Here is a 10,740-nt window from a genome sequence, read left to right as displayed (position 1 = left end):
TGTTGGTGGTGGAGCATGTGAGAAGATAGGTTCCATGACTAAAGAAAATTATACCATGATAAAAGGTAATGATAGATTTGACACTCTTTATAAGGCATTAGATTTTATTAATAGATAGATTAGAAATTTATCTATACATTACTTACACTTTATAGACTATTATAGGTATAAAAAGAGGTATATTGTATATAAGTTATAAACTATATACAAGAAGATTTTAAATAACAAGAAAAGAAAAAAATAACTATTTTAGTTATCTTTTTTTATGCAACTAGATGATTTTGCAAATCATTATATTTAAATAAATTTGTTTTCATATAATAAAGGTAAAACAAACTATAAGTATTAGATAGTTGAGAATATAGCATATATAGATATTAATTTAAAAAGATATATGTAAATATTTTACAAAAAAGTAATAATATATCATAAATTTTATTGCAAATCTACAAGTTAATATATACAATATGAGTATAACTATTATTATTTAACAAAATAGAATGGAGGTGTAATATATGTTTTATGCTAAATATGATGCTATGGATGTTGCTGAATATATTTTGTGGTATTGTGAAAATGAACTAAAGAGACCCATAAGCAACTTACAATTGCAAAAAATATTATATTATGTTCAAGGAGAATACTTAGCTACACATGATGAACCTCTGTTTGATAATAAAATAGAGGCTTGGGCATATGGTCCTGTAGTTCCAGATGTTTATTATTCATTTAATAAATTTAGAAGCAGAGAAATAAAAGGTGTAATTCCAGAACGAAGATTGTTATTTGAAGATGATGAATTAGAATTGATCCAAGGAGTAGTTCGTGAAAGAAGTAGTATTGATGTTTGGGATTTAGTTAGTCAGACTCATGAAACAAGCCCTTGGCAAGATAATTATATAGAAGGAAGAAATATGGAAATATCTAATTGGGATATAAAAGATTATTTTAACAATAATTAATAGGGAGAGAATATGAGGCTTGTATCAGATGAAGTTGTAAAAGAGGTTATTTTAAATTTACAAAAGGGTGATTTAGAATCACTTAACAAAATGAAAGTTACAGGTGATAAACCTAGATATCATTATATTGTAAGAAGTATAAAAAATATAGACCCAGAAGTTAGAGAGTATATATGTAGCAATGGAGAAAGATATTTAGATCAAGATGAATCTCTAGATGAAAATATAGCTAGAATAGTAACTCATATATTACTAGAGATACCTAGGGCAGATGAGTTTGATAGATTTAAACAACAGGCAGAGAATTCGCAAGGACAGTTAAGAATTTTAAAAAATCAAATGATGGCTGAGAGAAATCAAATTGAGAATCACGAAAAAAAGATAGAAAAAGTTCAAAGTGAATTTATAGCGATATTAACAATATTTTCAGCTATAATTATAGCATTCTTTGGAGGAACACAAATTTTAGGAGAAGTTTTAAGCTCCATAAAAAATTCTAATTTTTACGTGTTAATAATGATTACAATCGTAATTGGTTGCATACTCTTTAATGTTATTTATATGTTGCTATATACAGTATCAAAGATAATAGAAAAGAATATTGGAATTAATATAAATAAAAGGAAATGTGTTGAGTGTGAGAAAAATAGTAGTTTGAGTTGCTTGATAACTAAATATCCTGTACCTTTTTTCTATAATTTATTTTCTATGATAAGCTTTGCAGTAATATTTATATTCTATAATTTTGAAAAATATGGATTAGATAAGTATGCCTTTAATAGCTTTATATGGATGATAGAAACTAAACATTTTGTGAATTTAATGGGTATTATTTTTGGATTAATTGTAATACTTGTTTTAATCTCTTTTGGATTAAAATGGTTATACAATAATAAAATATGTACTCATGCTAAAAAGGTTCGAAAGAAGGAATCAAATGAAAATGAAAATGAGGATGAATCAGAACCATCACCAAGTGTAGGATGATAATTTAATTTATGAATAGATTAGAAGGTAGTAACTAGAAATAGTTACTACCTCCTTTTTTATTCATTTTCAGTTTTCTCAATAATTATTTTACCATCTTCAAAAGTAACAAGAACATCCCTTTCATCAGGAGAAATATTCATTTCTTTAATCCATGACATTGGAAGTATCAATCTAGGTGTAAAAGAACCTTTGCCACTTTTATTAAATCCAATTCTAAGTTTTCTTTGCTCCAATAATATCATTCCTTTCTACTATTAATAAATGCCAGCAATAATAAAGTAAATACCAAAGCAATAAGAGCTTTAAAAGTAAAACTTATTATTATATTAATAATATTTAAAACTATAGTGATACCAAGAATAATCATACAAATTCTATAAAATTTATTATTCATATTAAATTAGAAAATGTGTTATAATATTAGAAAGAAGCTACCTAGAAGGAAGGTATTTTCCTCCTAGGATTGAAACTTATAATTCTTTAATCAATCTAAGTATTGCGAGTACTAGATTAATTAAAACTAATGTGAAAGAGAAAGCATTTTTAATTTTATTAAATTTGTTTTCTCTTTTATTTTTTCTTCTTTCTAATCTCCCCACTTTCTTTGTCCTCCCTTCCTAGTTTTTTATTTTCTTACCTCCTTTCTATATTTATATTATATCATCACGTGACGTGAAAGTCAATAAATATTCCATATTTTTCAATAAAGTTATATTGACAAACTATATTTTTTTAAATAAAAATAAATGGTGACAAAACCAAACTTGCCACCATTTTGCCACCGAAAATAAATAATAGAATAAATTTAAATTAAACATAATAAAACATAAACAACAAAACTGACACTAATAAAACATTGAAATACCAACACTTGTAAAAAATAACAACAATAAACAAATAAAATAGAATAATATTACAACTTAAGTAAATAATAATTTTGAATAATAATTTACGGAGGTATTCATATGTTTAAACACGATAAAGCATTATTAAAAGAAGTAAAAGTAGAAAGACCAAACCCTCAATATGCCGTTTTAATGCAAGAGCAGCTGGGTGGAGCAAATGGAGAATTAAAAGCAGCAATGCAATATTTATCTCAAAGTTTTAGAATAAAAGACCCTCAAATAAAAGATTTATTTCTTGATATAGCAGCAGAAGAGCTTAGTCATATGGAAATGGTAGCACAAACTATAAATTTATTAAATGGACATGATGTTAATTATAATGCAGTTGATACAGGTGAAATAGAAACACATGTATTAACTGGATTGTCACCAGTATTAATAAACTCATCAGGGGCTCCATGGACTGCTAATTATGTTACAGTTACAGGAGATTTAGTAGCTGATTTACTTTCAAATATAGCTTCTGAACAAAGAGCAAAGGTAGTTTATGAGTATTTATATAGACAAATTGATGATAAATATGTAAAAGAAACAATAGATTTCTTACTTAACAGAGAAGAAGCACATAATGCTTTATTTAGAGATGCTTTAAATAAAGTTAAAGATACAGGTTCAAATAGAGATTTTGGAGTTACAGAAGATTCTAAGTTATATTTTGATTTATCAACTCCAGGGCCAAATCATGATACTAAGATAGATGTTAATCCTCCTTCTTTTGAAAAACCTTTAAAAAAATAATTTGATATTTTTTATGTTGTTTTGTTTTGGTAGATATTAAAAAAAGTATTTGCCTAGAAGAATTAATTAGATAAAAACTTAAATATATATAGTTAAAGATGGGTATACGCTTATTATAAGTGTATATCTATTTGTTTATTGCAAAACATATAATAAAATAACAAATGAGGTGGTATTGTGGAAAATAATAGAAAACCTAACAATCTAATAAATGAAAAATCTCCATATCTTTTACAGCATGCATATAATCCTATAAATTGGTATAGCTGGAATGAGGAAGCTTTTAAAAAAGCAAAAGAAGAAGATAAACCAATATTTTTAAGTGTAGGATACTCAACATGTCATTGGTGTCATGTTATGGAAAAAGAATCTTTTGAAGATGAAGAAGTTGCTGAAATAATGAACAAAAACTTTATAGCAATAAAAGTAGATAAAGAAGAAAGACCAGATATAGATAGTGTATATATGACGGTTTGTCAAGCTATGACAGGTAGTGGTGGATGGCCAATGACCATAATAATGACACCAGATAAAAAACCTTTTTTTGCAGGAACATATTTCCCAAAATATTCAAGATATAATAGACCTGGAGTTATAGATTTACTAGAGAATGTATCTGAAAAATGGAACACAAGTAGAGACATACTAATAAAATCTGGAGATGAAATAATAGAAGCTCTTAAAGATGATTTTGGAGTGAAAAATACAGATGGCAATTTATCAAAAGAAATGTTGAGTTCATCAATTAGGGTATTTAAGGCTATATATGATGAAAAGTATGGTGGTTTTGGCAATGCACCTAAATTTCCAAGTCCTCAAAATCTTATGTTTTTGATGAAATATTATAGTATAGAAAAAGATAAAGATGTATTAAAAATGGTAGAAAAAACTTTAGATGGAATGTATAGAGGTGGTTTGTTTGACCATATTGGATTTGGTTTTTCAAGATACTCTACTGATAAAAAATGGTTAGCTCCTCATTTTGAAAAAATGTTATATGACAATGCTATGCTTACAATAGCTTATTTAGATGCATATAAAATAACAAAAAAAGAGTTATATAAAGAGATTGCTATAAAAACCATAGATTATGTAATTAGAGAGATGAAGGATAAAGAAGGTGGATTTTATTCAGCACAAGATGCTGATAGTGAAGGTGAAGAAGGAAAATTTTATACATTTAATCCTCTTGAAATAATTGAAGTGTTGGGTGAAGAAGATGGAACTTTCTTTAACAATTATTTTGATATCACTAGTAGTGGAAACTTTGAAGGTAAAAGTATTCCTAATCTTATAAAAAATAAAGAATACGAGAGATATAATGAAAAAATAGCTGACCTTAGTAAAAAGGTGTTTGAATATAGAAAAGAAAGAACATCTTTGCATAAAGATGATAAGATACTTACATCATGGAATGCATTGATGACAGTTGCTTTGGCAAAGGCATATAGTACTCTAAAAAATGATATGTATTTAGAGTATTCAAATAAGTGTCTTGATTTTATAAATAATAATCTTGTAAATGAGTCAGGTAGATTGTTAGCTAGATATAGAGAAGGAAGTTCTGATTATTTAGCTTATCTAGATGATTATGCTTTTTTAATATGGGCGTATATAGAGCTTTATGAATCAACATTTAATATGAAATATTTAGAAAAGGCATTAAATTTGAATAAAAGCTGTGTTGACCTTTTTTGGGATTATGAAAAAAATGGATTCTATATATATGGTAAAGATAGTGAGAATTTAATAGCGAGACCAAAAGATTTGTATGATGGAGCTATTCCATCAGGAAATTCTGTTCAATTATACAATCTTATAAGGCTTGCGAAAATTACTGGTGATAATAAACTTGAAGAAATATCATATAAACAATTAAAACTGTATGTAAGTAATGTAAAGAGTTCTCCAACAGGGTACAGTTTCTATATGCTTTCATTGATGCATGAACTTTATTCTACTAAGGAAATTATATGTATTTTTAAAGACGATTCTGATTTAGTTGCATTTAAAGAATTAATAAGTGAAAATTTTATACCAAATGCAACTTTTTTAGTAAAGAAATATAATGAAGAAAATACTAAGATAGATTTTTTAAATAACTATAAATTAAAGAATGATAAGACTAGTTATTATGTGTGTCAAAATAATAGTTGCAGTCAACCAATTAATGATTTAAAAAAATTAAGAGATATAATTTTGGGAGTAGAATAACCGGATAATTTTAGGAGTAGAATAACAAAAATAGTGAAAAAGGGGATGTTTCAAAATAAAAGTTTGAATCATCTCCTTTTTGTACAAAAAACAGAAAAAGAGTTTCTAAGAATACCTAGTTTATGTGATAATTGTTCTGTGAAAAAACAAAAATAACATTATAATTATATAACAAATATAGATGCTATAAACAAGTTGTATCATCATTATAGATATTATAATATTAATCGTTTTTGTTTACCCTATTTCTTCTTCTTGTAAATTCTTCAAGTGCTTCAGATTTAATTTTATCTATTTCTTCATATTCCATAAAATTAGCATCTTCTTCAAAGCCATCTTGCTCTTCACCATTGAAACGATACATTTTTTTTAGTAAATGCCATAAAGTTTCCAATTCATCTTTAGTAAATTCATGAAATACATCAGCCATAAAATTTATTCCAATTTTACTACATGTTATCATAATTTCTTTTCCTGAGTCTGTAACTTTAACATTAATTGCTCTCTTATCATGAGGACTGGGAACTACCTCAACATAGCCATTTTTTTCAAGATTAGCAACTAGTCTATTTATGTTTTGTTTACTTGTGCCCATTTTTCTTGCAATATTATTTAATGTTGTTTCTTCCTCTGGTAAATGAAGAATAGATAAAATGGTCATATACTGTCTTGAAGTAAGTATACCGAAATATTTATCTCCTTCTATTTGTATTTTGTTTGTAAGAGTAAAAAGAGTCGCATATGTTTGATTCATTAAAAAGAGTTCTTTTAATTCATTTGAGTAATCCATTAAATATCTCCTTTATCTTTAGATACTATTTTGACGAAAACAGAATATCATGAATTGATTATAATGTCAATATGGTGTCAAAGTATCTCCAAGCATTATTTTTTGATATTAGTACTAGATTATTAAATTATTATATAATTTTGTGTAGCAATTTTTATAAACAATTAATAAACCCTAAGTTTCTATAGAAAGATTTTAACTTGAAAATACTTGTAATATAATATATATATTAATATACTGAATAAAATTGATCTGGAGGGATAATTATGAAGTGTACAAACTTTACTTTTAAAGGAGAGGAAGGTTTAGATATATATACATATAAATGGGAAGATGAAAATATAAAAAGTCCAAAGGCAGTTGTCCAAATTGCACATGGAATGGCTGAAACTGCACAAAGGTATGAGACTTTTGCTAAGGAGCTTACTAAAAATGGTTATATAGTATATATCAACGACCATAGAGGTCATGGAAAGACTGCAAAGACAATAGAAAATGTTGGGCATTTAGCTGAAAAAGAAGGATTTAGGTGTCTTGTAGAAGATATGTATACTTTGACAAATATTATAAAAAAGGAAAATGATAAGTTACCAATTTATCTATTTGGGCATAGCATGGGTTCATTTGCAAGTCAAAGATATATAATGGATTATAGTTATAATTTATCTGGACTTATACTATGCGGTTCAAATGGAAAACAAGGTATTATTTTAAATTTTGCTCAAATGATAATTAATCGTGAGATTAAAAAACATGGAAGAAGTTCTAGAAGTAATAAAATAAATGATTTAATATTTGGTGGGAAAATCATAAAAAGAAATAAAAATACTAAATTTGATTGGCTAAGTAGAGATAGAGAACAAGTTGAAAAATATATAAATGACCCATTTTGTGGAGTGGTGTGTAGTTGTGGTTTTTTTTATGATTTAGTTCAGGGATTAAAAGAGATTGAGGATAAGCAAAACCTAAAAAAAATACCTCTTGATATTCCTATTTACATAATATCTGGTGATAAAGACCCTATAGGAAAAAATGGAAAGGGTGTATTAAGATTAAGAGATAGATATATGAAGTTAGGAGTAAAAGATGTGTCGTGCAAACTTTACAAAGATGGAAGACATGAATTATTAAATGAGATAAATAAGCAAGAAGTCTTTGAGGATATAATTTGTTGGCTAAACAATAAAATAGAAATATTGTGATAAAGAAAGTAAACAAATTAGGTGTTTATGAAATACTTAATATATAAATAAATTAATGTTTAGAGAAAATATGATAATAGGCATCTTTGCCATAATAATAGGTATCATATTTGGAGTATTTATTTCGAAAGGACTCAGTACAGTTTCTTTAAAGATGTTGGGAATATAATCATCAGGATTCTCTTTCTCAGATGTATATACTATAAAAATTTAAATCCATTTATAATAAGTTACATAAGTAGTCAAATTAAAACCATAAGTATGTCTATCACTATGATTTATATGCTATTGTTTTCTATTTTAAGTTAATGAAAGACGATTTTAGGTTAAAATATAACCAATGGTTAAATTATGAGTATTTTGTTAACTTTGCCTCGATTTACTAGTAAATACTTTTTTTATATACTTAAATTACAACAGATGTACTAGGGAGGTATATATGCAAATTAAAATAGGTAGAGTCATACAAACTCTTAGAAAAGAAAGAAATCTAACTCAAGAACAATTGGCAAGGTTTATAGGTGTATCAACACCAGCAGTATCAAAATGGGAGAGTGGGAATTCTTATCCAGATATAGAAATATTGCCATTATTAGCAGATTTTTTTAATGTATCTATAGATAAGCTTTTAAACTACAGGATTGATTTAAGTGAAGAAGAAGTAATGAAAATATATAAAGAATTAGAAGCAATTTTTGCTGGAATTGAAGTTGATTTATCAACAGGAGAACCAAAAGAAGAATGTAGGCAAGACTTGGAATCTGTGAAAAAACTTTCTAATATGTATATAGAAAAGTATCCTAAAAGCTATTTATTAAAGTTAAAAATATGTTCGTTGTATCAGATGTATTCATATAAATTTGGTAAGAATGAGTTTAATGACAAAGTAAAAGAAACAACAAATATTCTTGAAGATATAGTAAGAAATACAGAGGACATTCAAATAAAAGAAACAGCACTCATTATTTTATCAAATTCATATTGTATGTTGGAGGATTATGAAAAGGCAGAGCTGTACTTAACTATGATACATAAACCAATAGGAGATACAAGTGTCAATTTAGCTATGATATATTTAAATCAAAATAGGCTAGAAGAAGCAGAAATATTGCTTCAAAATAAACTGTTTAGCAATGTATTCAATTTAAGTTTGGATTGTAAAGGAATAATCAATGTATATAAATATCAATATAAGGAATTAAAGAAAAAATTGGAGGATGGAGATTCTAATAAAAAAGCAACAGAAAAAGAAATGGAATATATAAAAAATAAGTTGCTAGGGTATGCAAACTTCTCTTTAGAAATAAAAAAAATGCTTAGTGAAGATAAAGGTGCACTTTTTGGTATATATATGGATTATATGGAATTATCTTTAATTTTTTTATTTTTCAATATGAAAGAAGAAGCCAAAAAAGCTTTATATAGCCTAAAAGAAATATTAGAAAAATATCCTATACATGAAAGTTTGGATGTGAGTCAGATGAGATTTTTTGACAAAGTAAAATCTAAAAATTCATATACTTTCAATATGTATACGAATTTGTTAATAATGTTTAGTGATGATAGTTATAATGAACTTAGAGAAGAACCAATTTTCGAGTCTATAATTGAAAAGATTTTGGAGTTGGAAAAATTATTAAAAGATAAATAATAAATAAAAATTTAATATAAGACTTAAAGATTAATTAAATTAAAAGGAGATGTCTCAAAACAAAAATTTGAATCCTCTCCTTTGTTACATAAAAAATAGAAAAGGGCTTGCTAAGAACTCTTCTAAAACAATTAAATCAAATGATTATATCAAAAGAATAGAAATATATTAAGAATAAACAAATGAAAATTAAGAAGCTGATATATTTAAGGCAAATACAGGTCTACTTAGAAGGTACAAAAATAGAAATATAAATTTATGAAAATAAAATAAGATTTGTTATTTAAATTATAATCTCATCCCTAGAGTCTCACATCTTTTCTTAAATTTAAGTATAAAAAGGGGGGTGTCTCAAAAAGAACTTTTTAGTTCATGATACACTTTTTTGTATGAAATCAGATATATTTTCATCATTTTATCAATGAAAAAGAGACTTATCTCTATTTTGAGACAGTCTCTTTTATGTAATTGTTATGAAACTTTGCACAGTTCAATAGATAGGAACTATATTTAGAAGTTCATTACATGATTTTTTAAATAATGATTAAATTTATCATATTCCATTTTAGATAATCTTTCTGGATAAGACATTACAACTAGTTGATGACCATTAAATTTCTCTTGGTATGGTGGATGAATATGTTTATAATCATTTGCCTTATATTTTACTCTCTCATAGAATTCCTTGCGGCGAGTTGAAAGCTCATCAATGGGAGGGTCAATTTCTAAAATAATAGTTTTTCCTCTCTTATTTAGAAGTTCCAATGTTTTTTGTCCATATCTATTATTACGCATTTCTGGAAAAATACAGAAATGTTCTACATAAATAAAGCTTTCTGCTTCCCAACATAGAATTATACCAACAAACTGGTTTTTATCATAAATTAAATTGAATTGATATTCTTTATTTTCCATAATTTCTGCTTGCAAAGAAGATTTTCTTTGTTCATGAAATGGAAAACTAGTTTTATATAATTCCATAGCCTTATAGTATAATCTATCTTTACTAGTTCTTAACCGTTCAAATTTCATTTTGTTCCTCCTAATTACAAAAAATTCCGATTTATCTATGAGTTTATTTTATCACAGTCAGCATTTGTATACAATGTGTTTTCAGTTGTATATCATTTCTCAATTTTATTCTATTTATGTCCATATCTCATAGGCCGAAATATAATTGTTTGTGGTGTAACTTCAAACTATTATATAGGCTCTGATGATTTAAAAACAGCATACTTGTAGACTTTTTTACTGTATGGAAATAATTTTAATGATTTTAGAAGTTACA

General features: G+C 26.2%; 10 protein-coding genes and 1 pseudogene. 7 read left to right on the top strand and 4 right to left on the bottom strand.

Annotation, left to right across the window (positions count from 1 at the left end; genetic code table 11):
* From KGF39_RS07995 to KGF39_RS07985, 3 genes and pseudogenes are all read left to right on the top strand, one after another.
* Positions 1-118: pseudogene (locus KGF39_RS07995) on the top strand (cell wall hydrolase); the annotation flags it as partial.
* Positions 119-515: 397 nt separating this feature from the next.
* On the top strand, positions 516-962 hold the full coding sequence (locus KGF39_RS07990) for a Panacea domain-containing protein (protein ID WP_074138354.1): 447 nt from the start codon (positions 516-518) through the stop codon (positions 960-962).
* 12 nt (positions 963-974) lie between these two features.
* Positions 975-1,949 carry a hypothetical protein gene (locus KGF39_RS07985; protein WP_074138355.1) on the top strand — a complete coding sequence of 325 codons (975 nt, stop codon included), beginning with the start codon at positions 975-977 and terminating at the stop codon, positions 1,947-1,949.
* A 59-nt stretch (positions 1,950-2,008) separates the two neighbouring features.
* Here the strand turns inward: KGF39_RS07985 and KGF39_RS07980 are convergent, their stop codons facing one another.
* Both KGF39_RS07980 and KGF39_RS19875 read right to left on the bottom strand, forming a co-directional pair.
* Positions 2,009-2,194 (bottom strand): hypothetical protein, encoded by a 186-nt coding sequence (locus KGF39_RS07980; RefSeq protein ID WP_003433687.1) that lies wholly within the window; start codon positions 2,192-2,194, stop codon positions 2,009-2,011.
* Between the two features lie 228 nt (positions 2,195-2,422).
* On the bottom strand, positions 2,423-2,551 hold the full coding sequence (locus KGF39_RS19875; protein ID WP_003433683.1) for a hypothetical protein: 129 nt from the start codon (positions 2,549-2,551) through the stop codon (positions 2,423-2,425).
* Positions 2,552-2,917: 366 nt separating this feature from the next.
* Here KGF39_RS19875 and KGF39_RS07975 point away from each other — a divergent pair, with 366 nt between their 5' ends.
* Together KGF39_RS07975 and KGF39_RS07970 are read left to right on the top strand one after the other, a co-directional pair.
* The gene (locus KGF39_RS07975; protein ID WP_227821869.1) at positions 2,918-3,595 is read left to right on the top strand and encodes a manganese catalase family protein; all 678 of its coding nucleotides are present in this window, start codon (positions 2,918-2,920) and stop codon (positions 3,593-3,595) included.
* A 177-nt stretch (positions 3,596-3,772) separates the two neighbouring features.
* Complete coding sequence (locus tag KGF39_RS07970; RefSeq protein ID WP_227821868.1) at positions 3,773-5,809, top strand: thioredoxin domain-containing protein; 2,037 nt, start codon at positions 3,773-3,775, stop codon at positions 5,807-5,809.
* A 223-nt stretch (positions 5,810-6,032) separates the two neighbouring features.
* Here the strand turns inward: KGF39_RS07970 and KGF39_RS07965 are convergent, their stop codons facing one another.
* On the bottom strand, positions 6,033-6,599 hold the full coding sequence (locus tag KGF39_RS07965; RefSeq protein WP_054273574.1) for a MarR family winged helix-turn-helix transcriptional regulator: 567 nt from the start codon (positions 6,597-6,599) through the stop codon (positions 6,033-6,035).
* Between the two features lie 266 nt (positions 6,600-6,865).
* On the opposite strand from KGF39_RS07965, the gene KGF39_RS07960 reads away from it, so the two are divergent.
* Positions 6,866-7,801 carry an alpha/beta hydrolase gene (locus KGF39_RS07960; RefSeq protein ID WP_227821867.1) on the top strand — a complete coding sequence of 312 codons (936 nt, stop codon included), beginning with the start codon at positions 6,866-6,868 and terminating at the stop codon, positions 7,799-7,801.
* A 439-nt stretch (positions 7,802-8,240) separates the two neighbouring features.
* Entirely contained in the window at positions 8,241-9,452 is a 1,212-nt protein-coding gene (locus KGF39_RS07955; RefSeq protein WP_227821866.1) for a helix-turn-helix domain-containing protein, read from the top strand.
* A 510-nt stretch (positions 9,453-9,962) separates the two neighbouring features.
* On the opposite strand, the gene KGF39_RS07950 is transcribed toward KGF39_RS07955, so the two are convergent.
* On the bottom strand, positions 9,963-10,484 hold the full coding sequence (locus KGF39_RS07950; RefSeq protein ID WP_227821865.1) for a GNAT family N-acetyltransferase: 522 nt from the start codon (positions 10,482-10,484) through the stop codon (positions 9,963-9,965).
* Positions 10,485-10,740: the final 256 nt, after the last annotated feature.

The organism is Clostridioides sp. ZZV14-6345, assembly GCF_020657775.1.
Taxonomy (GTDB): Bacteria; Bacillota; Clostridia; order Peptostreptococcales; family Peptostreptococcaceae; genus Clostridioides; species Clostridioides difficile_D.
The sequence above is the reverse complement of the archived record's forward strand: the minus strand, read 5'-3'. Positions and strand labels throughout refer to the sequence as shown.

Coding starts and splice junctions, on each gene's coding strand:
- KGF39_RS07990 (WP_074138354.1), top strand. CDS start 516: ATGTTTTATGCTAAATATGATGCTATGGATGTTGCTGAATATATTTTG.
- KGF39_RS07985 (WP_074138355.1), top strand. CDS start 975: ATGAGGCTTGTATCAGATGAAGTTGTAAAAGAGGTTATTTTAAATTTA.
- KGF39_RS07980 (WP_003433687.1), bottom strand. CDS start 2,194: ATGATATTATTGGAGCAAAGAAAACTTAGAATTGGATTTAATAAAAGT.
- KGF39_RS07975 (WP_227821869.1), top strand. CDS start 2,918: ATGTTTAAACACGATAAAGCATTATTAAAAGAAGTAAAAGTAGAAAGA.
- KGF39_RS07965 (WP_054273574.1), bottom strand. CDS start 6,599: ATGGATTACTCAAATGAATTAAAAGAACTCTTTTTAATGAATCAAACA.
- KGF39_RS07960 (WP_227821867.1), top strand. CDS start 6,866: ATGAAGTGTACAAACTTTACTTTTAAAGGAGAGGAAGGTTTAGATATA.
- KGF39_RS07955 (WP_227821866.1), top strand. CDS start 8,241: ATGCAAATTAAAATAGGTAGAGTCATACAAACTCTTAGAAAAGAAAGA.
- KGF39_RS07950 (WP_227821865.1), bottom strand. CDS start 10,484: ATGAAATTTGAACGGTTAAGAACTAGTAAAGATAGATTATACTATAAG.